Origin of the sequence: Shewanella maritima, from assembly GCF_004295345.1 — a bacterium.
Classification (GTDB): domain Bacteria; phylum Pseudomonadota; class Gammaproteobacteria; order Enterobacterales; family Shewanellaceae; genus Shewanella; species Shewanella maritima.
In genome coordinates, this window is sequence record NZ_CP036200.1 from 1931278 (window position 1) to 1956422 (window position 25145).

The 25145-nt window shown below is 46.1% G+C and carries 18 protein-coding genes and 1 pseudogene; 16 read left to right on the forward strand and 3 right to left on the reverse strand.

The features are described from left to right. The first annotated feature begins 173 nt into the window (after nt 1-173). The 13 genes and pseudogenes from EXU30_RS08255 (at nt 174) to EXU30_RS08310 (ending at nt 17011) form a co-directional block, all read left to right on the forward strand. A complete protein-coding gene (locus EXU30_RS08255; protein WP_130599051.1) occupies nt 174-2462 on the forward strand; it encodes an OmcA/MtrC family decaheme c-type cytochrome in 2289 nt (762 codons plus the stop codon). 489 nt (nt 2463-2951) lie between these two features. After that, nucleotides 2952-4088 carry a nickel-dependent hydrogenase small subunit gene (gene hyaA / locus EXU30_RS08260; RefSeq protein ID WP_130599053.1) on the forward strand — a complete coding sequence of 379 codons (1137 nt, stop codon included), beginning with the start codon at nt 2952-2954 and terminating at the stop codon, nt 4086-4088. Between the two features lie 2 nt (nt 4089-4090). Beyond that, nucleotides 4091-5793: pseudogene (gene hyaB / locus EXU30_RS08265) on the forward strand (nickel-dependent hydrogenase large subunit). A 30-nt stretch (nt 5794-5823) separates the two neighbouring features. Further along, complete coding sequence (cybH, locus tag EXU30_RS08270) at nt 5824-6489, forward strand: Ni/Fe-hydrogenase, b-type cytochrome subunit (protein ID WP_130599055.1); 666 nt, start codon at nt 5824-5826, stop codon at nt 6487-6489. Nucleotides 6490-6494: 5 nt separating this feature from the next. Further along, nucleotides 6495-7061, forward strand: a complete 567-nt coding sequence (locus tag EXU30_RS08275) for a HyaD/HybD family hydrogenase maturation endopeptidase (RefSeq protein WP_130599057.1) — start codon at nt 6495-6497, stop codon at nt 7059-7061. Then, nucleotides 7039-8469 carry a hypothetical protein gene (locus EXU30_RS08280; protein WP_130599059.1) on the forward strand — a complete coding sequence of 477 codons (1431 nt, stop codon included), beginning with the start codon at nt 7039-7041 and terminating at the stop codon, nt 8467-8469. The genes EXU30_RS08275 and EXU30_RS08280 overlap by 23 nt, the downstream gene beginning before the upstream one ends. Further along, a complete protein-coding gene (locus tag EXU30_RS08285) occupies nt 8397-8876 on the forward strand; it encodes a Kae1-like domain-containing protein (RefSeq protein ID WP_130599061.1) in 480 nt (159 codons plus the stop codon). The genes EXU30_RS08280 and EXU30_RS08285 overlap by 73 nt, the downstream gene beginning before the upstream one ends. A 77-nt stretch (nt 8877-8953) precedes the next feature. Beyond that, nucleotides 8954-11485, forward strand: a complete 2532-nt coding sequence (gene hypF, locus EXU30_RS08290) for a carbamoyltransferase HypF (RefSeq protein ID WP_130599063.1) — start codon at nt 8954-8956, stop codon at nt 11483-11485. Nucleotides 11486-11582: 97 nt separating this feature from the next. Beyond that, nucleotides 11583-11750, forward strand: coding sequence for a hypothetical protein (locus EXU30_RS20260; protein ID WP_165398932.1), 168 nt, complete (start codon nt 11583-11585; stop codon nt 11748-11750). A gap of 108 nt (nt 11751-11858) precedes the next feature. Continuing rightward, nucleotides 11859-12359 (forward strand): hypothetical protein, encoded by a 501-nt coding sequence (locus tag EXU30_RS08295; protein ID WP_130599065.1) that lies wholly within the window; start codon nt 11859-11861, stop codon nt 12357-12359. A gap of 107 nt (nt 12360-12466) precedes the next feature. Continuing rightward, on the forward strand, nt 12467-13519 hold the full coding sequence (locus EXU30_RS08300) for a phosphotransferase (protein WP_130599067.1): 1053 nt from the start codon (nt 12467-12469) through the stop codon (nt 13517-13519). 245 nt (nt 13520-13764) lie between these two features. Continuing rightward, complete coding sequence (locus EXU30_RS08305) at nt 13765-14850, forward strand: GGDEF domain-containing protein (RefSeq protein WP_242620361.1); 1086 nt, start codon at nt 13765-13767, stop codon at nt 14848-14850. A 166-nt stretch (nt 14851-15016) separates the two neighbouring features. After that, complete coding sequence (locus tag EXU30_RS08310; protein WP_130599071.1) at nt 15017-17011, forward strand: methyl-accepting chemotaxis protein; 1995 nt, start codon at nt 15017-15019, stop codon at nt 17009-17011. A gap of 162 nt (nt 17012-17173) precedes the next feature. Here the strand turns inward: EXU30_RS08310 and EXU30_RS08315 are convergent, their stop codons facing one another. Further along, nucleotides 17174-17887, reverse strand: a complete 714-nt coding sequence (locus EXU30_RS08315; protein ID WP_130599073.1) for an SDR family NAD(P)-dependent oxidoreductase — start codon at nt 17885-17887, stop codon at nt 17174-17176. A gap of 286 nt (nt 17888-18173) precedes the next feature. Between EXU30_RS08315 and EXU30_RS08320 the strand changes: the two genes are divergently transcribed. The 3 genes from EXU30_RS08320 to EXU30_RS08330 all read left to right on the forward strand — a co-directional run bounded on the left by EXU30_RS08320 (nt 18174) and on the right by EXU30_RS08330 (nt 21002). Then, nucleotides 18174-19712, forward strand: a complete 1539-nt coding sequence (locus EXU30_RS08320) for a S41 family peptidase (protein WP_130603355.1) — start codon at nt 18174-18176, stop codon at nt 19710-19712. After that, nucleotides 19709-20200: a hypothetical protein gene (locus tag EXU30_RS08325; protein WP_130599075.1), complete on the forward strand. Its 492-nt coding sequence runs from the start codon at nt 19709-19711 to the stop codon at nt 20198-20200. Before EXU30_RS08320 ends, EXU30_RS08325 begins: the two co-directional genes overlap by 4 nt. A 442-nt stretch (nt 20201-20642) precedes the next feature. Next, nucleotides 20643-21002 carry a response regulator gene (locus EXU30_RS08330; RefSeq protein WP_130599077.1) on the forward strand — a complete coding sequence of 120 codons (360 nt, stop codon included), beginning with the start codon at nt 20643-20645 and terminating at the stop codon, nt 21000-21002. A gap of 153 nt (nt 21003-21155) precedes the next feature. Here the strand turns inward: EXU30_RS08330 and EXU30_RS08335 are convergent, their stop codons facing one another. Both EXU30_RS08335 and dgt read right to left on the reverse strand, forming a co-directional pair. Beyond that, nucleotides 21156-23183 carry a S9 family peptidase gene (locus EXU30_RS08335; RefSeq protein ID WP_130599079.1) on the reverse strand — a complete coding sequence of 676 codons (2028 nt, stop codon included), beginning with the start codon at nt 23181-23183 and terminating at the stop codon, nt 21156-21158. Between the two features lie 378 nt (nt 23184-23561). After that, the gene (gene dgt, locus EXU30_RS08340; RefSeq protein ID WP_130599081.1) at nt 23562-25061 is read right to left on the reverse strand and encodes a dGTPase; all 1500 of its coding nucleotides are present in this window, start codon (nt 25059-25061) and stop codon (nt 23562-23564) included. Between the last annotated feature and the right edge of the window lie 84 nt (nt 25062-25145).

Here is a 25145-nt window from a genome sequence, read left to right on the forward strand (position 1 = left end):
AAGCAAAATACATGATTTCAGTTTACAGAATTATTGATTCTGTAAACTGAAATTTGCGTATCTAAATCTTTAATTCACAGTCACAAGTTAACAACCAAAAACTTACGTTTTAAGGTTATTTTAATCATAGTTATCCTGCAGAAAACAAAAAATACCTAAAAAGGGATACTGCTATGATGAGACATAAAAAATCACTTCTCGCGCTTGCGTTGATCACGGCATTCAGCATGACCGCATGTAGCGATGGTGAAGATGGTAAAAACGGTGAAAATGGCGAAAACGGTGAGAATGGTGAAAACGGCCTTCCAGCGGGTTCATTTACTGAACATGTTGCCACTGCTGCCGACTTTAAATTAACACTAAATCCAAACGACATTGTGGTGGTTGGCAGTGAACCATTCGCTTTGAAGTTTTCGGTCACAGGCAAAACTGAGCAAGGCAAAGAAGTGCCCTTCATGGGCCTTGATAAGATTGCTATCTATGTAACCAACCAGTATGAAAACACTGCAGAAGGTGGCGCGCCATATTTATGGCAGAACAACGCCGTGGCAAACGATGCTGGTTACTCTATGTACTGTACCCCTGAAGGCAAGACAATTTCTTGGGGCAATGAAGTTAACGCTTGTACTTTAGTTGAAGACACAGAAAACCCAGGTACCTATACAGGAACATGGGAGCATGATGGTACAGCTCCGATTGTACTGGCAGATGGCAACGCAAATAACCTGCATCGCGTAATGGTGCGTAGCTACAATGTGACTGATTTTTCAGGCAGCGGCATTTCCGACAAGCTTCTTTCAATGCCTATAGATTTTATTCCCGCCACTGGTGAACTAGCAGTATCAATGAAAGATGCAGTGTCTAACGAAGCTTGTATTAAGTGTCACGCAAGCCTTGATGGGTTCGCTGAGGACGATAGCCGTATTGCAAATGTCCATGCCCACCACAATTATCAAGAAGTAGACAACTGTATCGCCTGTCATAACCCTGCGATTGCCGCCGATCAAAACGACCCAGACAAGGGCTATAACCCTAACTGGAACGCTATGATCCATACGATTCACGCCGGTCACCATTTAGATTTACAAGGTGAAGCAAAAGAAGAGTTTGGTGAAGTCGGTTTCCCTGATGAACTTCATGAGTGTACCGCTTGTCACGACAATGGCATGCAATGGCAAGAAAACATCTATGCTGAAGCATGTGTATCGTGCCACACCAACATCGACTTTGAAACTGGCGACAACCATGCTGGTATCATCCCTGGTGGTGACGAAGCATGTATCTTATGTCACGGTTCAGGTAGCTTAAGTCCAGCAGTAGCTCACCAAGTAGGCCAGCGTGAAGAAGCACAAGGTAACTTCGTCATTGATATTCAATCAGTGGAAGTACAAGATTCAACAACGGCTGACATGAGCAACCTTGTGGTCACCTCAAAAGTCACCATGAATGGTGAAGCGCTAGATGCAACTACCTACGCAGAGATCACCGATTACATGACTAATGCTAATCGTCCATTCCTACTGGGTAAACTCAACCCTGAAACAGGTGCAATTGCACACGGCTATGGTAGTGACGGTTTATTCCGCCCTGCATTTACAGGTGGTACTCTAGCTGATGGTGGCATGCTAACAGTTAGCCAAGAGTTCGCAACAGCGCTACTTGAAGGTCCTATCTACGCGACTGCAGAAGTTCAGTTATGTGCTAGCCAAACCAAGATTGTTAAGTGTGATTCCGACGCTTACCAACTTGCAGTAGCAAACACAGCCGAAACTAAGTACTTCAACCTAACTGATGCAAATGCTGACCCGGTAATGACACGTATTACTGACCCTGAGCGCACCACGGTGAGCGAAGCTAAATGTAATGCTTGTCATGGTAACTTAACCCACATTAAAGGCTCTCACGGTGTCACTGAGTTTAGTCAATGTGTCGTTTGTCACAGTGAAAACAAAGGCAGTGTTCCAAGCTATCACCCAACAGTAACTTACAAAACTGATGACGTGGATGCTGATGGCAACGCTATTTGGGCTGAAGTGCCAGGTCTAACATTCGCCAACCGCGACCTAGTGACAGTAGCTCACCGTTTCCACAATGCTCGTTGGGACGACACACCACTTGTATACCGCGATGCAGAGGGCACACTACATGGATACCCAGCGCCTGAGGCAGACTGTCATGCTTGTCACAAAGAAGACAGCACGCTATTTGCAGCTGACGGTGGCTTAACATCTGGTAAGCGCGCAATTGAAACAGATGCAGGTTTTATCTCACCTGTCGCCGAATCATGCCGCAGCTGTCACGTGAAAGAGTCAGCTCTTGCTCACTTCAAGAGTAATGGTGCTTACGTTCAAGATGATGCAGCTACCACAGCAGACTTACCAATTGAGTCTTGTGCAACTTGTCACGCGGAAGGTAAAACTTACGGCGTAGATGTTGTGCACAACGGTAGCGCAGCGCACTAGGGTGAACCTTACCTTAAACATCTTGGAGCAGCTTCATCCCTGCGGCGGCTCCAATTTGTAAGATAACGTGGCATCACCCGCCGTTCATCAGCGTTATCTTCCAAACGCCTCGGTCCCCACTGAGGCGTTTTTCCTATCAACGCTCTGTCTCTATCAGTAATAGGTCACCCTCACTGGGGCCCCAAACGGCAAACAGTGCGAAAACTTATAGATTTAAATCATGTAATTACGCCCTTTGAACTTGATTTAAATTCAATTCAACAAAAACGCAGAGTGTGATCTAAATCACTCATAAATATAAAGCTGAGACATTCTGTCTTTTCACACATTAAACAGGGATCGCAATCATAAATCTGCCGTGCATTTTTGTGACCCAAAGCACAAAACCTCACCAGTTTGATTTACATCAATTCTTAGTTCAAAGCTCAGCCCTATATTGGAACAAATGGATACAAATTAACCCATGTTCAATGATCAGAAGGTTAGCTTATGGACACCCACTCAGCGCTCTACCAACAAGGTAAAAAACGCCTCGAATACCTACGCCAATTCGCGCCTAGGCAGCAAGTTTCACTAGAACAAAAAATGCAAGAAGCGGGCATCACCCGCCGTGAATTCATTCAATGGACTGGTGCCGTCACCGCTATGCTGGCACTGCCACTACCCTTTAGTACCCTAGTTGCTGAAGCGGCAGAATTAGCCGACCGCGTGCCGCTAATTTGGTTGCACATGGCCGAATGTACTGGCTGCTCAGAGTCGTTAATTCGCACCGACACCCCTAATCTCGACACCCTCATTTTTGACCATATCTCCCTTGAGTACCATGAAACGCTCATGGCTGCAGCGGGCTGGCAAGCAGAGGAAAACCTTGAGCACGCCCTTGCTGAGTATCAAGGTCGTTACTTACTTGCGGTTGAAGGCGCGGTGCCAACAGCCAACAATGGCGCTTACTTAACCGTAGGTTGTAAGGGACATACCGGACTGCACATTGTTAAAGAAGCAGCAGAGCACGCTGCGGCAATTATCTCTGTGGGCACGTGTGCAGCATTCGGTGGTATTCAAGCTGCACATCCAAACCCGACGGGTGCCAAAGGTGTTGGCGCCGTGGTCAACAAACCCGTGATTAACCTCGGCGGCTGCCCGCCAAGTGAGAAGAACATTGTCGGCACTCTGATGTACTTCATCATGTTCGGTAAATTGCCTGCACTCGATATGTTTAACCGTCCTAAATGGGCATATGGTGCACGCGTACATGACAACTGTGAACGCCGCGGCCGCTTTGATGCTGGTGAATTTGTTGAAACCTTTGGTGATGAAGGAGCCAAACAAGGCTACTGCCTCTACAAGGTTGGCTGTAAAGGCCCTTACACCTATAACAACTGCCCTACTGAGCGCTTTAACCATCACACCAGCTGGCCAGTACTGGCAGGTCACGGCTGCATGGGCTGCTCTGAGCCTAACTTCTGGGATGACATGGCAGACTTTGAACGCCCACTAGGCAGACAACTACTACATGGCATAGACGCAACAGCCGACACCATAGGTGCCGTCATTTTAGGCGCAACCGTTGTGGGTATTGGTGCTCACGCTGTCACTAGCCTTTTCGCTAAGCCATTGGAGGAATAAACATGAGTAATCGCGTCGTTATCGACCCTATCACCCGTATCGAAGGTCATTTACGTGTAGAAGTTGAGGTTGATGAAAACAACACCATTACTAAAGCCTGGTCCTCATCGACACTTTGGCGAGGCATTGAGGTCATCCTCAAAGGCCGCACACCAATGGATGTTGGCTTAATTGTGCAGCGTATTTGTGGGTATGTACCTACTCGCACTACCGCTGCGGTACTGAAGCGGTTGAGAATGCATTGGGTGTTGAAATTCCGCTAAACGCTAAATACCTGCGCTCGCTCATGCAAACCTCGCTGTATATGCATGATCATATTGTGCACTTCTATCATCTGCATGGTTTGGACTGGGTTGATGTTGTGTCAGCGCTTAGCGCAGACCCAGCATTGGCAGCTCAGGAAGCACTGAAATACACCGCCAATCCGATTGCGGCAGGTGAAGGTGAGCTTAGAGCCGTTCAGGAACGTGTAAAAGGCTTGGTTGAAACCGGCAAGCTTGGCCCATTTGCCAATGCTTACTGGGGCAACGGTACCTATAAGTTCACTCCTGAGCAGAACCTAATTGCGGTTTCTCACTACTTAAAAGCACTTGAAGTACAACGTGTTGCGGCTGAAATGCTGGCTATCTTTGGTGGTAAGTCACCGCATCCACAATCCCTTGTGGTGGGTGGTGTGACAGCAATTCGTGACATGCTCAGCCCAGCGCGCCTGCAAGAATGGAAGCAAAAACACGCCATTGTTCATGACTTTATTATCCGCGCTTATAAAGCCGATATCGTCATGGCGGCAGCGGCATTTGGCAATGAGCCATCGGTACTTGGCGGCGTTAACGTTAACAGCTTCTTGGCCACCAGCGACTTCATTCTTGCCAATGGTGAGTACATGTTCGACTCAGGTGTGATCATGCACGGCGATTTAGCAGGCGTGAGTGATATCGACCCTGACTCAATTAAAGAAGATGTAACCCACGCTTGGTACAAAGCCGATAGTGCTCAGCACCCGTACGATGGCACCACAGAGCCTAACTACACGGGCTTTGTTGAGCGTGATACGGTTTACGGCAAACTGCCAACAGTAGATGGCGATGGCAAATACTCTTGGGTGAAATCACCTCGTTACAAAGACGAGCCTGTCGAAGTTGGCCCATTAGCATCACTACTTGTGAGCTATGCTCGCGGTAACAAAGTCGTCGTTGATGCAGTGAATGGCTTACTGCAAGCCACAGGCCTGCCAATTGAAGCACTATTCACCACCCTTGGTCGCACCGCAGCGCGCATGCTACAAACCGTGATTGTCGCTGAAGAAGGCTTAAAAACCTTTGAAGCCATGCTTGTGAATCTACAAAGCGATGAAAGCACTTATGTCACGCCAGAAATCGACCCGAATACTGACTATGTGGGTCACGCCATGATTGAGGCGCCGCGCGGCATGCTAAGTCACTGGGTGCGCATTAAAGGTGGCAAGATTGAGAACTATCAAGCGATTGTGCCAACCACTTGGAACTCTGGCCCAATCGACGCTAACGGCAAAATGGGACCTTACGAGGCATCACTCATCGGCCTTAAGCTCGAAGATCCAACCAAGCCGCTAGAAGTGATCCGTATTATTCACTCATTCGACCCATGTATGGCCTGTGCAGTACATGTGATGGACTACAACAAGCAAACCCTGGGTCAGTTCCGTATCGACCCTAACAGTTTGTAATTGACAGCAAACTATGGGGAAGGAGGGATTATGGCTACTACAGCAACCCATACTCGGCAGCTAATATTCACGCCTGCCATTAGGATATTTCACTGGCTTAGAGCACTCGCCATCTTAGTGTTAGTGCTCACCGGGTTTTACTTGTCTTGGCCATTTTTGGTGGCTCCTGCCACCAACGACATCCAGGTGCAAAGCTATATTCGCTTTGCCCATGTGGTGTTCGGCTTTGTGCTTACGGCCATCACCATTGTGCGTTTTTACTTGTTTTTCTTTTCTAGAAACGACATCGAGCGCCGCTCGTTTAAAGACGTAATGAGCCTTAATAGCTGGATAGTGCAGCTTAAGTCTTATATCTGGATGGGGCACTTAAACAAAGCCGGTATTTACGGTCCACTGCAATTTGTGACCTATGTAGCAATATCATTCGTCGCTTTGTTTATTTGCATTACAGGTCTAGTTCTATATGCCAATGTTTACCATGAAGGACTTGGCGGCGCGCTGTGGGACGTATCAGCTTGGTTCACCGCGCAAATGGGTGGTCTCGCCAACATTAGAATTTGGCACCACTACCTCACCTGGGCATTTATTGTGTTTGTGGTGATTCACGTTTACATGGCGGTTTGGTCAGGTATTCGCTTTAAGCACAACTCAGTGGACTCGATCGTCTCGGGTTATGACTATCACAAGGACCATTAATACTAGTGAATAACATATTATTGCTAGGTATTGGTAATGTATTGTACGCCGACGAAGGTGTCGGCGTGCACTTTACTAATTACATCAAGGACAAATACCAATTTAGCCATACAGAGCACCTGCTCGATATTATCGATGGCGGCACCCTTGCGCAGGGGCTTATTCCACTTATTAGTCGTTACGACAAGCTGATTATTGTCGATACCGTTAATTGCACCACCGCCAACCCTGGCGAAGTTTACTTTTTCGATTTTGACCAAGCGCCAGCTGAAATTGACTGGCAAGGCAGCGCCCATGAGGTAGAAATGCTGCAAACCCTAACCATGATGGACATGGTAGGTGACCGCCCACAAACCCAAGTATTAGGCGTAGTACCCACCGTAATTGAACCTATGACGCTCGGGCTTACCCCATCGCTCCACGCCGCGATTCCGCTTATGGAGCGCACGCTTATCAACTACCTTGAGCAGCTTGGATTCAATACAAAAGCGCAAACTCAGATCACCATTGATGAGGTGATCCCCGATGCATATAAACGAGGTGGCAATCATGCAACATCTGATTCAGTTTGAGTTTATTTGCTCACAAGCCGTGCCGCTCTATGACCACTTATGTCAGCAGTACCAGCAGCACCCTAATGTCGAGATCCACACCGCGAAAATTATCGACGAGAAATTCAATTGCCGCTATGTATTGGAAGCTGACGGTGCACTGGCTGACTTGGAGCAGCTCGCCGATGATATTGCAGCGGATTTTCTACTATCTGTTTGGCTGCTCGACACCAAGATCACCCGTTTGGAGCATCCACAACTGGCAGCAAACAACACAAGCCAGCAGAAAGCCAGCGAGCAACAAGCAAATCATCAGTTTGCTCCGCTTAATTTTTGCCAGCACTGCCAGCCACAGTTTGCCGATAACCAACACTCGCAATTCGGTAATATCGATTTAGCCTGTGAACATTGCGGCGGCGAGACTAAATTGTCGGTCACCGAACGCGCCCTTACTACACAAGATATTTTTGCCTTTGCAGATCTGCTGCTCGATAAGCAAACCTTGCACTTACCAGATGACAACATGACGTTATCGATTGCTCAGCCTGGCAATGTGATGGAGCGCCCAGCAATTATCGTGTGTAACCCTAATGCGCTTAATGGTTATTTCAATGTCACTGAGCAACAAGTATTAGCACTATCAAGCATTGAAAAGCCTTGCTTAAAGCTGCACACCAATGAATCAGGCATGCGTTGCATCAAAGCCCCATTAGTCGACGTGCAATTTGCCGACTCTCGCTTAATGGCAATCTTGTGTGAGCGTCTGCGCCAAAAAGGCATTAATTGGCTGTATAGCCATTCAAATCAACCTGGGGAGCATCACGGTAATCCGCCACTAAAACTTGCCTGGATAAACCAACGTTGGGTTGCTAAGCAACAAGTTGCTGCAGGTCAATGTATTAGCCAGTTCCCAGCACTACACGATGAAGCGCAATCGCTGATCAGCAACCTGGCTTACACAGCAACAAGCAAAGGCAGCAGCAAGTTCATCCGCTGGCAAGCTATGCATACTCAAAACCAAGAGGTATTGCCTAAAACCCACGCAGCGCAATGCGCTATGCTAGCGGGACTACAGGCACAAACGCCGCCACCTAAATGCAAAAAGCCCAAAAATGCCGCTGTGTTGTTTTTCAGCCGCTATCAAGCCAGCCAAATTGTCAGCCTCGATGGTCAAGGGCAAACCGAGCTATTCTTCGAGCTAGCGGCGATGCCAAGCTCAGGTTATGAGATTTGCCACTTGCTAAGTCAAAGCCGCGAAAAAGCCCTGTTGGATAAATTCAAGCAAGCCTACCCGAGTGCTACACCGCACTGCTTGATATTGAGCTCACTACCCATTCGCAATCACTTACCAGCTTTATGGCGGTTGCGGCTGCGATCATTGGCTGCAAAATCCACCACGACTCACCGGAGTCAATCACCCAGCAATTAGCCGACAGCTTTGTCGCAGATGCTGCTGCGTATCGTGGCAATAATGCACCGCGAGTGGACTTCCCACTCACTAAGGGCGAGGCGCACCGCAGTATTAACTGGTGTAAAACCTTGGGTACCTTGATGAGTTTTCGCCTAGCCGGTGAAACCGATACCAAGATGCTGGCGTTTGCTTTCCATGACTCGCTCGCTGACTACCTAAGCAACTGGATTGAGCATGTGGATCAAAATATCGGCGTGCAACATCTAGTGCTTGCCGGTAGTGAATTCGACAATCCGGTGCTGGCACAGCGGATTAATTTGCGCATTGGTAACAACACTCCAATTTTGGTGAACCATCAATTAGATCTAGAAGGTGCAAATTTAGCAGTCGGAGGCATTTTTCTTGCGCAACGTCGACGTAAATAACAAATAAAGCAGACAAAATGGTATCCAGATAAAGGTATACCAATCAGCACAAATGGCTAACGCGGCAAGGAAATTAGATGATCAAAGAGCAAGTTAATATTTTTATTAAAGGCATAGTGCAAGGGGTAGGATTCCGCCCGTTTGTGTTTCGCCTTGCCGATGAGTTTAATCTCAAAGGCACTGTGCTCAATGATCATCGTGGCGTGTCGATTGTGTTTCAAGGTGAAGCCGCTTTGCTCAATCAGTGCCTAGTCAAACTCGAGCAAAGCCCGCCGCCGCTGGCACGCATCGACAGTATCGACACTCATTACAATTGCATCGACACTGAGTTTGACAGCTTTAGCATCATCGAAAGCGATAAGGGTGATGAACAAGCCGTTGTGGCATTGTCAGCCGACAAAAGTACTTGTAATGACTGTTTGGATGAAATGCGCGACCCAAGTAATCGCCATTACCTTTACCCGTTTACCAACTGCACCAATTGCGGCCCACGCTACAGCATTATCAATGCCCTGCCCTATGACAGACACAACACCTCAATGGCAGACTTTGATATGTGCGCTGAGTGCGCTAAAGCCTATAAGAATCCAATGGATCGCCGCTATCACGCTCAACCCGTGAGTTGCCCAAATTGCGGCCCTAAACTCACCATCTGTGAGCTTAGCTATGATGCGCCAAGCCAAACCACCCGAATCCTCAACACAGTAAGTGACAACATCATTGAGCAAACCGCTAAGTTACTTGAACAAGGAAAAATCCTGGCGATTAAAGGTTTAGGCGGATTTCATTTGGTGTGTGATGCCACCCAAGATAAAGTGGTTAATCTGTTGCGCCAGCGCAAACAACGCCCTGCAAAACCGCTGGCAGTGATGGTGAAAGATCTTACTCAAGCCAAGTTGTACGCCACAGGTACTGACGCAGAATGGCAACTACTGCAAAGCGCAGAAAAACCCATTGTAGTAATGGATAAGTACGCGCCAGTAACTAACGATGCTCAACTAAGCGACGCTGTGGCACCCTTGCTAAGCGAAGCTGTTGCACCCAAGTTAAGCAATACTATTGCGCCAGGCATCGACCGTATTGGTTTATTCTTACCTTACACGCCGCTACACCATCTATTGATGCAAACCTTTGGCAAACCAATTGTCGCCACTAGTGCTAACCGTAGCGGCGAGCCCATTATCTGCAGCGCTGACGACATCATTGACGGGCTTGGGCATGTGGTTGATGCCATTGTTGACCATAATCGCCCTATCATTAATGCCTGCGATGACAGCGTAGTGCAAATGGTGGATGACCAGCTTCAGGTTATTCGCCTCGCTCGGGGTTATGCACCGTTAACGCTTCCTACAGGTAAAGTAGAGCTTGCTAACAAAGCAGTGTTAGCCGTTGGCGGTCAGCAAAAAAACGCCGTGGGCTTTGCCTTTAAACACAATCTTATTTTGTCACCGCATATTGGTGATTTGTTCTCCCTTGAAGCCCAAAGTTATTTTGACCGCAGCCTAGCAACCTTTAAACGCTTATATGACTTCAAACCAACAGAGTTAGTAAGCGACAAACACCCTGAGTATGCCCCAAGCCAGTGGGCACAAAACTACCACCAGCAAACCAAAACACCCGTAACTAAGGTGCAACACCACTATGGTCATGTACTCGCAATAATGGCTGCCAACCAAAGCACACAAACAGTATTAGGTTTTAGCTTTGACGGCACAGGACTTGGCGACGACCTAGAGTCAGGCGAAGGCTCAAGCAAATGCCTTTGGGGCAGCGAAGTCATGCTCGCCAATACTGACTCATACCAAATACTGGCGCACTTTAGCGAATTTAAACTGATTGGTGGCGAGCAAGCGATCAAGCAGCCAGTGCGGATTCTATTAGCCTTGCTGTTCGATGTGCTGCCGTTAGAGCAAATTCGAGCGTTGCCGATCAAGGCAATTCAAGCGCTGTCAGACAACCAGCTAAACAACCTTTACAAACTGTGGCAAAACCCAAATCACGGCATTATGTGCCGCTCGGTTGGGCGACTATTCGATGCTATGGCAGTGGCGCTGAATTTGATTGAAACCAATCAATTTGAAGGCCAAGCAGGCATGTTAATTGAGGCGCAGGCCACACAAGCAGTTTTGGCTTTAGATAATATCCAAAGCCTTTCACAGCGGGAGCTAGCAAGCTCGTATATACAACTAGAGTCAACCCAATATTCTGCCGTTAGCACGGCTATCTCTAATGAGCATGATCAGATTATTTGTTGGAGCTCGCAGCAAGTGTTTAAGCAAGTGGTTGACGCGCTGTTAACCGCTAGTGCTAACAATGACAGTAGTGACAGCGATGACTGTAATGACAACAACGAGTTATGCCAACAAACGAGCGCCAGCCTTTGTCTGCAGTTCATTAATATGCTGGCAGCGGCTGTGACTCAAGTAAGTAATGAGCACAAACAACTCGCGCATGTATTTTGTGGCGGCGTATTTCAAAACAAGGTGCTCCTGAAACAATGTTTACAACATTGTCAGCAGCATCAACAACAAGTTTTAGCAAGTCAGCAAGTCCCCGTAAGTGATGGCGGACTTGCTTTAGGGCAGCTCTGGCATGCCATTCACCAGTAAGTTACTTAACGCGCTTTGATTTGCTTTAACCGACTCTCACTTTCTTGAGTCAGTTAAATAATCAAGCCGTTAAGATTCAAGCAGTAAAAAGGAAGATATGATGAAAAAGCTTATTTCGACCGCAGCACTCGCTGCTATTTCTACTAGCGCAATCGCACATGAAGGCCACGGTGGTGTGGGGCTATTCCACCACGTTGCCGAGCTAGTACCGGCCATTGCGCTAGTCGCAATCGTTGCCTTTGTAATTTGGAAACGCTCAGAGTAACTGCTTATGCACGGTGACACTTATCCCCTGTGTTATGCCAGGGGATTTGCTACTATTTTTTAACAAATGAACAAGGTACACTCATTAGTGACTTGTACCGAGGTTTATATGTTTAAAAAAATAGTGTTGTTTATCGGCAGCTTACTGGCTAGTTCAGCCTACGCTAATATTTATCAATGTGGTGAAAATCGATTCCAAGATCGTCCATGTGATGAAAACAGCATACCGCTAGACTTAAGCGGCGTTGGTAGCATTGTTGTGCCTCTTGAACGCACGTCTGTTGATTCTGACGAGCCAATGGCTGTCGACCAAGCTAAAGTCACTGATCAAAAAAACCAAATCTCTAGCTATATCCGTCGTCAACAAATCAACCGCGACATTGACAAACTAAAACGCGATCGCAAGCGTGTGCTGCAAAATCGTGATAAACAAATCACTCAATTAAGAAACAGCCGCAATCGCGCCAACAATAACTTAGCTGGTGCAACCTGGGAGCAAAGTTTGGCGCAAGAAATGACCGCAGTGAATCAACAAGCCGACACTGAAGTAGCAACGATTGATCGCCAAATAGAAGCTTACCAAAAGCAGCTTCAAAACCTGCGACCGTAACACTAGCCCAACACCACACAATTGGTTCGACCAAACACATCAACAAGTGATTTAGTGCGAAACCATTTGCCGATAAAATAGGGTAAGTTTTCAAGCAATAGATTGCCATGGCTTTATCACAACAGCAGCGCCAACAAATACTCGACCTCACCCAAGCAAGCAGTATCGCTGACATTCAACTCATCCAGAACCTGTGGAGCGGTTACGGACAATTACTGCGTCTAAGTTTAAACGGCGGTAAGTATTCAAGTGTTATCGTAAAGTACATTGCCATTCCCGAGTCACAGCTAGCTGCTAAACCTCACCCTAAAGGTTGGAATACCGAGCTGTCACACCAACGCAAGGTTAACTCTTACCAAGTGGAATACGCTTGGTACAAGGAGTTTGCCAAGCTGTGTAGCAATGAAAGTTACCTGCCTCAATGTCTGCTAGCTGAAAAACAAAGCAACAATATGTTGCTGGTATTAGAAGATTTACATACCAAAGGGTTCGATAAGGTCATCAGCCAAGCTAGCCACTCGCACATTTCAGCTTGCTTGTATTGGCTAGGGCAATTTCATGGACATTTTTTATGGCAACAGTCGACTGCCGACAACCCCTGCATTAACGATAAATTATGGCAACAAGGCGGTTACTGGCATCTCGCTACACGTCCGGATGAATTAGCGGCGCTCGCTGACAACAAGCTTAAACAAGCGGCACACCAAATGGATGCGCTATTGAGTCAATGTGACTATCAAACCGTTGTTCATGGTGACGCTAAACTGGCTAACTTTTGCTTCAATCAGCAAGGAACACAAGCTGCGGCAGTCGACTTTCAATACGTGGGTTATGGCTGCGGCATGAAGGATGTAGCGCTGTTTTTAAGTAGTGTGCTGACATTTGATGAAACCGATGAGCAAGTTGAAAACTACCTTAAGCTTTATTTCAACTCATTAAGACAAGCCGCCAAACAACATCAAGGCATCGAGCTAGATGCGCTTGAAAGTAGCTGGCGAGCACTATTCCCTGTCGCATGGGCTGACTTTCAACGTTTTATTAAGGGTTGGAGCCCGCAGCATGTGAAAATCAACCCGTTTACCGAGCGCTTAACTCAACAGGCATTAACCTCATTGCCCAAACTCATGGCTGAAAATAGCGAGCGACTAGGCAATAGATAAGCGAGCTTTATCTAACGGTAATTGAGTGCCAAAGTGCTAACACTTGATCATTAACACATCGCATACGGTATCACTAGGCAATATCATTCAAAAGTAAACAATTTGGGTAATTAATTCGATAAATCAACTACCTTGGTATAGCTTTAAAGGTATTGTTGGATAGAACGTGCCCTTATGAAAACAGCTGATGCCAGTAGCCTAGTAACCCTGTTTTCTCTAGCATAATGCTGGCAGTCATCTTTTTTATGGCCTGGCACTCTATGGGCAAACAGCGTTTTGCATTATTCTTTTTTGCCTCATTTGCTATCTCAGCCGTCATGTGGGCCATCAACCTCGCCAAACCCATCTTTGGTCAGGTGAGTTTTTATTGGTCGCTCGTCACCAGCTTATCCATGATAGCCGTATTGCTCGGTACATGGGGACATAAGCTCAGAGCAAACACCAGGCTGTCACCCTATGTATTTATCGGGCTATTTATCATTGGGTTTAGCGGTACCTTTTACTTCAGTGCAATAGACCGTCATGCGGGCTTGATGATGTCCTGGTACTTGTATGTAGATGTGATTTCCTTGCTGCTCTCAAGTTGGATTATTTATCGTCATCGAGTCAAACCGCGCCCAGCTGAAATTGGTGCTGCAGTTATCCATCTAATATTTGCGATTTGTTTGGCTGTTGCAGCTTCTATTGCGCTCGCGCAAGGCAGGCAATTCGACCCTGAGCTAATTGCGTTATATTCCATAGTGAACTTTACTGCGCTGCCCGCCGCCTATGTGGGGATGTCCGTCTTTGTTTTGTATATGCTAGCGTCTGATCTTGCCGAAGATATGAAGTCACTGGCGATGACTGACCCTCTCACCCTATGCCTTAATCGCCGCGGTTTTTTCGAGCAGGCACAGCAGCAAATCTACCAATACCATCAACGCAATCAGCATGTATGCTTGATTTATTGGGATATAGATAAGTTCAAAAGCATTAACGACAACTATGGTCATAGCGCCGGTGACACCGTTCTCATCACCACTACGCGTCGAGTGCAGCGCCACATTAAACGTCATGACTTAATTGGGCGTTTGGGCGGCGAAGAGTTTGTCATCTTAATTGCCCGAGCTGAATACCGCGATGCGGTGAATGTTGCAGAAAGGCTGAGGGTGTTACTCGCCAAAAGACCGGTAAAAAGTGGCAAAGTTAAAATTCCAGTTACCGCCAGCTTTGGTGTTGTCGATATTCCGCCTAGCTCGCCCGAGTTAGAGAACGCCATCAACCTGGCTGATAAAGCCGTGTATTTAGCTAAAGAGCAAGGGCGAAACCAGGTGGTATTTAGTCAAGCTTAGGTTTGAAGTACTTAAACGCTAAACCAACTCAACATCTGCATGCATACTCATAAAGAGATAGACATTTAACTACCGAATTTTATTGAAGAAAAACTCTGCAACTTTTTACTTAACGCTATACTAATACTCACAAGGATTGTTATTTAGCTTAAGTAAGGAAGCGTGCATGTTTAAATCTCTCAGTATTAAGCAGAAACTATTTTTACTGCCGATGATTATCGCCCTCGCCCTCATTGGCGAGGCGACTCTGGTGACTTACACCTTAATGCAGAACGAGTCTGACACCTCAATCATTAATATTGCGGGTCGTCAGCGTATGCTAACCAAAAAATACTCGGCTGAAGAACTATTCCACGCTGAATATCTCGACCATAAAATGCCAGCCCCGCTTGCGGCATCTCACACGGTCAACCTATATGAAACCTCTCTAAAAGCGCTTAAGTACGGCGGTAAAACTTACTCAGATCTATCCATGACCAAACCAATCGAGCTGCCTAAAGTAGACTATCAGCCATTTCTAGAACAATTAAAGGTGGTTGAGGGGTTATGGCAAGAACAGTTACGAGTCGCTCAAAAGCTTGAGCATGACTTTAACTTACAAACGGCCGATGAGTTTCTAATCGCCAACCACAAAGCGCTGGGCGCAATGAATAAAGCCGTTGGGCTATTTGCACAGCATTCGCGCAGTAAACTGGATATCTTAATCTGGGAAAGCATCATACTGGCCGTTGTGATCAGTATTTTGTGTATTGGGTTTGCCCTCATGATCATACGCAACATCACCACCACTATTAATTTGCTGGTTGGCATTAGTCGTAAGATTGGTGAGGGTGATTTAAAACAAGACCCAAAACTACTTGATGCCATCAACAGCAACGAACTTGGCCGACTGGCACAAAATATTGAGATCATGCGGCAATCTCTGCAAGACACGCTTGGTGAAATCCAGCTTGCTTCAAGTAGTATCAACCTTTCTTCAACCCAGGTATCTGATTTATCGTCACAAATTAACGCAGCCAATCATACGGAAAGGCAACGTTTTGAGATGATCCACAGCAACTCAAAATCACTAGATCAATCCACCATTAGGCTTGTTGAAATCACCTCAGAAACTCTGGATATGGCAACCCAATGCAATCAGTTATCAACCGAGGCATCTGAGCTAGTGACCAAAAACATCGCCATGATGAAAACCACCTCCGATGAAACCGAAAAAGCCACCAACTTTATTCAAGAGCTTAGTGACACGGCTGAGCAGGTCTCAGGTATTGTCGACTCGATTCGCGCCATTTCTGAACAAACCAACCTACTAGCACTTAACGCCGCCATTGAGGCTGCTCGAGCCGGTGAGCAAGGTCGGGGATTTGCTGTCGTCGCCGATGAAGTTCGCGGACTGGCTGCGCGAACGGGTGATTCTACCGATGAAATTGCCAAGTTGATTAGTCAACTTACAGAGGGCGTTAAGCTGGTAGTAAACAGCATGGGGGAAGTATCTAGCCGGGTTGAGCAAAGCCGTAACACCTCGAAACAAACAGCTGAAGGTATTATTGAGGTTACCGAGCGAATCCAACAAGTGGCCACCGCCCAGCAAAGTATTGACGAACAAGTAGAGCAACAAAAACAGCAACTCGATGAACTAAAAAACACCCAAATAGAACTTGAAGACATTATTAACGAAAGCCACAAAAAATCCCGCACTTCGACCCTTGTGGCGAAGCAGCTTTCAAAAGTCTGTATTGATATTACCGAGGTGATTCAAAAGTTCTCGGTGGACGTAACCTTGAACTCCACTAAGAAGAAAGATGACTGTAACCGCGCTCACCCAAGGGTTAAGACTGGCTTGCATTATGAATTAACTCAGGGTGATAAGCACATTCAGGGTTTAACCGATGACATCAGTTTTGGTGGTACGCGTTTAATACTACCTGCTGGTACTCATAACCTTGATGAAAACCAAACCGTCACAGTCGATATAGACTATCTATACCAAGGTAACAGCAAGCGTATGCGCATTGGTGGTCGTATCATTCACCAGCATCAGCCCAAAACTAACAAGCTATTGTTGCATATCGATTTCGATACCCCTAATGCCAGCCAAACACAAGCACTGGAAGAAATCTATTTCGAACATCAGCACAGCGGCGAGTTTAAACATGGCTAATAGCGCACAGTTAATCGCGCACGGATAGTCGCATACAGCTAGTCGCGTCTAGTTACCCACACAGAGTCGCTCTAACCTAAAAACAAAACCACCTCGAGTCAGAGGTGGTTTTTACTTATGTGCTCTAAGACTAACGTTGGTTACTCCCAACACACAACTGAGCTAACCGCGCTGAATGGTCAAATCGGCCACATAGCCATGTTCGGTTGCCGGCAGCGCTTGAATCAGCATAGTTGCGGCCTCATCTGCGCTCATAAAACTTGATGTATCGACATGCTTACCACTTGTTGGCCAAAAGCCTGTATCCATGCCGCCAGGGTAAACTGCAATTAGCTTCATTGGTAAGCCTTTAAGCTCCAACCGTAACGACTCAACAAAGCCCCTAACCGCCCATTTAGCCGCGCAATAAGTGGTTTCTCCCGCTTTACCACTCAACGCTGCGGTAGACATCACAACCACTAGCTTTATCGGTTTGTGCTTAAAGTGCATCACCAATTGCTGCAGCAACATAATACTAGAGGTTACATTGTTATCAATCAGCTCACGAATCGCTTGTGGCTGCTGCTTTTCAAGCTCGCCAAAATAGCCACTGCCAGCACAATGAATAACTTTTGCAAGCATCTGCCCGTCGGCTTCCATTTCATGGATTTTCTCAATCAATTGCTCGACTGATTCATCCTGACTTAACTCGCAGCTAAGCGACTGAATACAAGTATTATTATCAGCAAACTCTGGTGCAGCTAATCTGCAGCTAGCCAGTGTTTTTTGCAACCGCTCCTGGCTGCGCCCGGTTAGCAATAACGCATGGCCTTGCTCTGCATATTGCTTGGCAACTGCCGCGCCTAGGCCGCTGCTGGCTCCAGTAATTAATATCATCTGAATGTTAACTCCTTAACTTGGGTGTAGTACCAATCTAGCGGCTAAATTTCAGCATCATCTTAATGCGCTAAAACCGTTACTTAATGAAGCAAACTTAATACGACTAATTAGTTACAAAAGTGTTGATATGTAATAAGGTTGTTAGATACGTTTGCCCGATGCTTGATAAGCAGTAAAGCCGTTAACTAACGAAAATTACAGAACTTATTACTCGCTTCGGCGTTATCGAGCTCACGCTCAATAGTAAAACCATTTTCATTCATAAAAAAAGGGACTATTTATGATGTTTAGCCCAAAACTAAAGTTTTTGCCGCTAGCTCTGGTAACAACACTTGGTTTATCTGCTTGTGGTGGCAGTGATTCAGATTCTATTTGGGTAGAAGGACAGTTCGCTCCATACCAACAATTTGCCCAGCAATGTACTTCATCCGATGGCATTAATGAAAAGATGTGGATGCGCTCTTGGAGTAATGATACCTACCTTTGGTACGACGAGATTATTGACCGCGATCCAGCTAACTTCAGCGTTGAGGATTACTTCAATGTGCTCATTACCAACGAACTTTCAGAATCAGGCAACCGTAAAGACAACTTCCACTTTTCTATGCCAACAGATGAATGGCAGCAGCTAAACCAATCTGGCGCTTCATTCGGTTATGGCATGAACTACAGCTTGCGTAACGCCAGTGCCACAACCAGCCGTCAGGTAACCGTAACCTTTACCGATCCTAGTACTCCTGCTGCTACTGCAAACGTTAGTCGCGGTGCTGTACTTGTTGAAATTGATGGCGTCAATGTGGCAAGCGCTGCGACCCAAGCTGAAATAGACATATTAAATGCCGGACTATTCCCAACCGACAACGGTAAACAGACTGAATTTGTTGTTCGCGACCTGGGGTCATCACAACTAAGAACGGTTAATCTTACTGCGCAAACTGTCATTGCCACACCAGTACAGAACACTAAAACCATTCAAACTACGTCAGGCAAAGTGGGTTACCTGCAATTTAATACTCATATCGCCACTGCTGAGCGCGGGCTATATGACGCTTTCACCACGCTAGCCAATGAGGGCGTTGATGACCTAGTGATTGACCTGCGTTACAACGGCGGCGGCTTACTAGCCATTGCAAGTCAAATGGGCTATATGGTCGCGGGCGAGCAAGCCACAACAGGCAAAACTTTTGAGCAAATGCGCTTTAATGACAAATACCCCAATAGCGATCCTGTCACCGGTGCAACACTTGAGCCTACGCCATTTATCCCTATTTCGTTAGGCTACAACGAAGACCTCTTAGGACGTGGTGTTGCACTACCTAGTCTAAATTTAGACAGAGTATTTGTACTGACTACTGACAGCACTTGCTCAGCGTCTGAAGCCTTTATGAACGGACTACGTGGTATCGACATTGAAGTGATTCAAATTGGGGACACTACCTGTGGTAAACCTTATGGTTTCTACCCAACCGACAACTGTGACACCACCTACTTCACTATTCAGTTTAGAGGTGAAAACCAAAAAGGCTTTGGCGACTACTCTGATGGCTTTATGCCATCAATGAACCCTGTCATTTCAAGCCAGGTTCAAGGTTGTGTGGTTGAAGATGACCTAAATCATGCGTTGGGCGACAGCAGTGAAGGGTTGTTAAGCGCTGCGCTACATTACCGCGCAAATGGCAGCTGCCCAGCGGTCGCACAATCTAAAGCTCTTGCTGCTCCTGCCGCGCCATTCGATGACCCTGGTTACATACTAGAAGACACGCGCAAACAAAGCCTGTGGCGCAATAACCGCATCTTAACGGATATCAATGGAGCGCAATGATGCAATTGATTAGACCTTTCGCTGGTGTTGCTCTTGTTGGTGCTGCAGCTATTAGCATTGCCACCCTCACCGCTTGCAGCGCAAGCAGTGATCAACAAGCTGTAGCTCCTCAAGCAAGTAGTCAACAAAGCGCAACTGTGCAACAGAATACAACCGCGGCGGATAAAATGGTGAGGAAGAAACCACAACCAACGCCGGCATTAGTTGCCAAAGCGACAGATAAGGGTCATCTTGAGTTAAGTCAGGCAATTGCTAGCCTGCTTGAGATTGAGTCAGTGCGAATCGCCAAATCGGCATTTACTCAAAGCCATCAAATCACCCTAGAGCACGCCGCTCACAAGGATGCTAATGGCAACCCCATAATGGGTAGAGTTATGAGCAAACCTGAGCAATTTAGCCTGTTCATCGAGTTCGGTCAGTGCGTGGTGCGCCGCGACAGCAACCTTAAGACTGTGGTGTTGAAGCAAACTCAATGTAAGTTTCAATAATGGTTTAATTTCACCATCTTTAGATACAAAAAACGCCGCAAATGCGGCGTTTTTTATGACTTAACTCTTTATTAAAACAAAGCTAAAACCTAAGTGATTAATTGCGAACTAAACAGGCCTATCTGCTGGTCGGAACTTTCGTACAACTGTTCGAATCTGAATTATTAGCGTTCTCTCTCTGCTTGAAACAACGCTCGCATACTAACCTAAAAAACGTGACTTAATCCCACTTGTGTATTGTTTAAATGCGACAAACCTCACTCAGCTCTCAGTTTAGGGGCTGATTTCGCTCAGTTTTAGTTCAGTTTGTAGCAATTAACGTCAGATTGAATACAATGGAGTAAGTTGCAAATCACTAAAGTAGATTTTGTACACATAGTACTGAGCAAGACGGTCATATCGCTCAATCCACTAACCCTAGCTGATTGGAGAGCACCCAATAATGGACCAAGCAAAAATTTTGATCATTGATGACGACCCAGTATGTGCGGGTCTACTGCTGGCAATTTTAGGTGATGACTACCTAGTAATGAGCGCTAACTCAGGTGAAGGCGCGATTGAGATCCTAAATTCAATGACTCCCGATCTCATCTTTCTTGATATCGCCATGCCAAACATTAACGGCTATCAGGTGATTAAACACATTCAGCAAACCACTGATACTCCGCCACCAGTTGTGGTGATAAGCTCGCTTGCAGAAGCGTCAGACAAAGAGTTTGCCCTTAAACTTGGCGCCAATGGCTACCTAACTAAACCTATCGTGCCAAACGAAATCCAAGGGATTCTAAGTCACTATCTATAACAGCACTGTTTTTCTTTAGATAGTGCCCAACTCAAATTTTGCTAACGCTAGCGCCAAAGATGTAAGCAAAGTTTGAATGCTCACCGCACGAATAAACTAAAGGCTGCCAATTGGCAGCCTTTATTATTTTACTTGCAAGCTAGTGCTCAGCGCTTACTTCGCACCTGGGGTTGCAAAGCGTCCCATCCAATCTTGAACCTGGTTATACCAATAGATTGAATTGTTTGGCTTCATAATCCAGTGGTTCTCGTCTGGGAAGTAAATCATCTTCGACTCAACACCACGGGTTTGCAACGTGCGGAACAGCTCAAAACCTTGACCTACAGGCACGCGATAGTCTAGTTGACCATGCACCACTAAGGTTGGAGTTTTGAAGTTCTTAGCATTGTAGTGTGGCGAGATAGACTTGTAGATCTCTGGGTTATCCCAGTAGCTACCAAAACGCGTGCTATGGACTGAGAAATCAGCCGCCATTTGCGAGTACATGTTGTATACCGCAGCATGGATAAATAGCGCGTTGAATGGATGCTCTTCACCTAGAATGATTGAAGTTAGGTAACCACCATAACTGGCACCACCAGCCACTAGGCGATCGTTATCAATCCAGTCTTTTTGCTGGAACCACTCAGTTGCTTTAAACACATCTTCAAGCGACTTGTTTTTCCAATCAGGGTTAATGCTGTCGGCAAACTCTTGACCAAAGCTGCTAGAGCCGTGGAAGTTAGGCCATGCAGTCACATATCCCCAAGATGCAAAGGTTTGCGCATTCCAGCGGAAATGGAAACCATCAGAAATCGCATTGTGTGGACCACCGTGGATTAGCATCATCAACGGGTACTTCTTCGACTTATCAAACCCTGGAGGGTAGTGTACCCACATTTGAATGTCGTCACCGTTGTAACCCTTGTAGGTCACAGACTCATAAGTGCCCATATCAACATCCGCTAAGATATCATCATTAAACTTATCTAGGCGTGTAGTTTTGCCATTACGCTTGTTGATTTTAACGATACGCGCTGGGTATAAGAAGCTGTCGTTTGCGGCGACCAAAGTGCCGTCTTTTGAGATTGCAGGCTTACCGAAGTTAGTCGCTTTAGTGATTGGCTTCACTTTACCGTTTTTAGCACTGATATGATAAATACGGCGAGTCGCTGCATCATCAATCGCGCTGTAGAAACCTTTACCGTCGTCAGTCCACACGAAGTTACTCACGCTGCGGTCAAAATCACTAGTCAACACTTTCTCAGTGCGTTTAGCCATATCTAGCAGCACTAGGTTTGAAGTATCCGCATAGAAACCCGGAATCAACTGACGCGTGAATGCCAGTGTTTTACCATTAGGGCTAAAGGTTGGGTTAGCGTCTGGGGCATTGTTTTTCGGGGTTAAGTTTACCGCTTTACCGCTGCCAATTTTCGCAAGGAAGATATCAATTTTAGGGTCAACTTGGTTGTCCCAACCATTGCTGTTAAAGGCAATGTATTGCTCTTTCGGGTCAATATCATAGTTGCCAGCACTTTGAGATGCGCGCGGTAACTGCTTGCCTAGTGGCTGAGTAATCGCCTCAACGTCACCACCTAGTGCAGGAATACGGAATACGTGGGCTTCACGATCTTCTTCAATCCAGTGATCAAAATAAGAATAAGGTAGTGCGTTCCACTGCCTTGCTGACACTTTATTGTCTTTATTGGCTTTTAGTTGCTGCGCCATTTCATCCCAGTTCTTGCCTGGGAAAACACGGCTAATAAAGTAGATGTGCTTACCTACCCACTTTAAACCTTTTACGCCACCAGGTACGTCAGTTAAACGCTGTGCTTCACCCGCTTGCTCCATTGGCAGTAGATAAACCTGACCAGCTTCGTCTTTATCACGCTGACTAATAAAGGCAAGAGTTTTGCCATCTGGTGAGAATACAGGCTCGCTTACACGCATACCTTTAGCGGTTAATGGGCGCTGAGTTTTACCATCTTCGTCAAATAACCAAAGCTGTGTGGTGCCTTTATCTTCAGGCACATCATATTCAGTTACTGGCGCAATAATGTGCTCACCATTAGGTGAAATAATTGGTGACCCAACTCGGCTTAGCTGCCACAAGACATCAACCGACAGGGTTTTATTTGCTTGCTCTGCCACAACCATAAAAGGCGTGAGCAGACACATAAGCAGTATCCCGACTTTCTTCACAAGTGGTCTCCTTGAAGTATCCATAATTCATTATTGTTATCTAACCTGGGTTCAGGTTGTTTGCAGCAATCTGTTTAGTGCTAACTAAATGTTGCCAACATCACTTAAAGACTGTTGTATACAATAAGTTTAATCGATCGCGTCGACAGTATAGCTGTAAAAGCCCTAACGCGGGTACGACCATTTTAGCCAGATTGTGGCAAGGTCACATTCTAGTCTAGCTAACTGAAATGATACTTAATCACATACATCATCCACAAGCTTGTATATACAAACCAAGACACTGATTTTAAGCGGTTTAATTTTGATATTGTAAACAACAAAGCGTAAGCAAAAGATACATTTGCTTACGCTTTTCGTCCATTGGGTTGAATGGTTTTAAAACTCATCAATCACATTAAATGCGCGATACTCGTCATAGGCAAACTGATCTGTCATGCCGCTGATGTAATCTATCAATAAGCGAGTGCGGAAATAAAACTCGCGGCATTGCTCGTCATCAATTTGCGCAATCAACGCATTGTCATCCATCGCTGCTTTGTATGCTGCGATATGCTTAGAAGATAGCTTTTTAAATAGCCGCTTAGGGTAAATCGGGATATTGATGTCGCTAATATCTATCCCCTTTTCACTAGCACCAGACTTTCCGTAAGCAAGCAGGGTAAACTGTTCACCAGATAACGCGAGCAAAGGCTTATAGCACGCCATTAAACCGCTAATTACCCGATACCCTTGCAGCTCCCTAGCCTCTACTTCTGCATGACAAAATGCCTGCTCTAGCGCCACTTGCTTAAAGGTTTCTACCAGCATGTGGTTAACGCTGTTATCTTCAATCAGTGCCTGATTAAGGGTGCCATCAAACACGGCTTGAAGGTTATCGACAAAACGTTTTTGTGCATGTTGAGGCAAGCGCTTATTCACTTCGACCCGCAAGAATACAAAGAACATGCTGTCGTAACTGCCTTCGTTCTTACTGGCTAGATACGCAGCTCTATCTAGCATCTGCTGCATCAAAGCTTGTTCGCTTTTGCTTAAATGTGTGCTCAGTTCGGTAAACTTATCAAGTAAGGCCCGACGCATTTGTTCAACACTCAGTACATCTTTCTCAACCGCGTCTTCTAAATCAGCAATACCGTAAGAAATATCATCAGCCGCCTCCATGATGTAGGCAAACGGCGAACGGCAACCTGGTGCGATACTTAAGGTGCTAGTTAACTTGTCGATGTAGTCGGTCTCAGACAGATAAAAGCCGACCTTCTTTTTCAAGTAGCTTTGCGGATCACTACTACCCTTTTTCGGCTTTGCCTCAGTGCCGCAGCGGGTGTATTTTAAAATGCCTGACGCTTGTGAGTAGGTAAGATTGAGTTTCAGCAAGGTATGGATCAGGCGAATGCCTTGCGCATTGCCCTCAAAGTGGCATAAATCATTAGCGATTGTCGCAGGTAAATTCTTACCAGACATTTGCTGATATATATCGCCTAAATGGTTTTCTAACCAATCAATTAACGCCGCCTCACCAAAGTGACCAAAAGGGGGATTCCCCACATCGTGCATCAAACATGACATCTCAACAATGGTTTCTAGCTCGCGAGCAAAACTAGATAAATCGGTATTTTGATAGTTTTTTACCGCATCACAGACAAGCTGGCTGATATAACGCCCTACCTGTTGCACTTCCATAGAATGGGTCAACCGGCTACGCACCGCGGCATTGCGCTCTAATGGAAAAACCTGAGTCTTTTGCTGCAGGCGCCGAATCGCTGCTGAATTAATAATACGACCACGGTCGCTTTCAAACTGCCTCAAAATCGGCGCAGACGACGCTTTAAATTGGATTGGTCGATCAATTTTAATTTTACGGCAAAATTCGATTGTCATGGCAGCACGCGCGAGTCTAGTTAGATTGCAATCAAACTACCTTACAAGTGCATATCAATCAATGATTTGCGATTTAGCCAATCA

Bases quoted from the DNA above. Each gene is read 5' to 3' on its own strand.
- EXU30_RS08255 (WP_130599051.1), top strand. From the start codon at position 174: ATGATGAGACATAAAAAATCACTTCTCGCGCTTGCGTTGATCACGGCA.
- EXU30_RS08285 (WP_130599061.1), top strand. From the start codon at position 8,397: ATGGCGGTTGCGGCTGCGATCATTGGCTGCAAAATCCACCACGACTCA.
- EXU30_RS08295 (WP_130599065.1), top strand. From the start codon at position 11,859: ATGTTTAAAAAAATAGTGTTGTTTATCGGCAGCTTACTGGCTAGTTCA.
- EXU30_RS08305 (WP_242620361.1), top strand. From the start codon at position 13,765: ATGGCCTGGCACTCTATGGGCAAACAGCGTTTTGCATTATTCTTTTTT.
- hyaA (WP_130599053.1), top strand. From the start codon at position 2,952: ATGGACACCCACTCAGCGCTCTACCAACAAGGTAAAAAACGCCTCGAA.
- EXU30_RS08300 (WP_130599067.1), top strand. From the start codon at position 12,467: ATGGCTTTATCACAACAGCAGCGCCAACAAATACTCGACCTCACCCAA.
- EXU30_RS08280 (WP_130599059.1), top strand. From the start codon at position 7,039: ATGCAACATCTGATTCAGTTTGAGTTTATTTGCTCACAAGCCGTGCCG.
- EXU30_RS08315 (WP_130599073.1), bottom strand. From the start codon at position 17,887: ATGATATTAATTACTGGAGCCAGCAGCGGCCTAGGCGCGGCAGTTGCC.
- EXU30_RS08320 (WP_130603355.1), top strand. From the start codon at position 18,174: ATGTTTAGCCCAAAACTAAAGTTTTTGCCGCTAGCTCTGGTAACAACA.
- EXU30_RS20260 (WP_165398932.1), top strand. From the start codon at position 11,583: ATGATGAAAAAGCTTATTTCGACCGCAGCACTCGCTGCTATTTCTACT.
- EXU30_RS08330 (WP_130599077.1), top strand. From the start codon at position 20,643: ATGGACCAAGCAAAAATTTTGATCATTGATGACGACCCAGTATGTGCG.
- EXU30_RS08310 (WP_130599071.1), top strand. From the start codon at position 15,017: ATGTTTAAATCTCTCAGTATTAAGCAGAAACTATTTTTACTGCCGATG.
- hypF (WP_130599063.1), top strand. From the start codon at position 8,954: ATGATCAAAGAGCAAGTTAATATTTTTATTAAAGGCATAGTGCAAGGG.
- cybH (WP_130599055.1), top strand. From the start codon at position 5,824: ATGGCTACTACAGCAACCCATACTCGGCAGCTAATATTCACGCCTGCC.
- EXU30_RS08325 (WP_130599075.1), top strand. From the start codon at position 19,709: ATGATGCAATTGATTAGACCTTTCGCTGGTGTTGCTCTTGTTGGTGCT.
- dgt (WP_130599081.1), bottom strand. From the start codon at position 25,061: ATGACAATCGAATTTTGCCGTAAAATTAAAATTGATCGACCAATCCAA.